This is a genomic window from Vibrio sp. 2033 (assembly GCF_033339735.1).
Genome location: NZ_JAWOVC010000770.1, coordinates 1 through 530, shown reverse-complemented (window position 1 = coordinate 530; position 530 = coordinate 1). Strand labels below are relative to the sequence as shown.

1 pseudogene is annotated in these 530 nt (G+C 41.3%); it reads left to right on the top strand.

From position 1 onward, the window contains the following. Positions 1-393 precede the first annotated feature (393 nt). Positions 394-530, top strand: a pseudogene (locus R7P74_RS30015) (manganese-dependent inorganic pyrophosphatase); the annotation flags it as partial.

Here is a 530-nt window from a genome sequence, read left to right as displayed (position 1 = left end):
TGGTCTGATTTTGCTTTCTTGTGGGGTAAAAGCGAACGTGATTCGCTTGTTGCCGCCGCTAACCATTGAGCCTGAAGTGCTTAGTGAAGGTTTAGATAAGTTGGAAAAAGTGATTCTTGAAGTGGCGTAATTCACGCGCTTTTAAATAGCAATAACAAGTAAAGGAAACGGTTGGCACCAATCGTTTCCTTTTTGTTTTTGGAAAATCGTCTTTCGCTTGTCTAAACGTCCTGTTTAAGTTGTAAGCGGAATCGATAAAAAAGTGTGTATCGACTCGAAAAACGTTTGCGATTCCAAGAATATCGGGTGAATTGGCAACTCGAAAAAATTACATTTGAATCAATGGTCTATGCAGTACCAATAGTAACTTACCACTCACCATTAAGGACTCAAATGAAACGTTCACTACTTGGATTAACCATGATTGCCTCTTTCAGCTGTTTGGCTGAGGGCGCTTTGGATCTCACCACGCTTTCAAACAATAATACCGACAACCTCGTATGGGTTGGACATTTGAGCCCAGACACCGA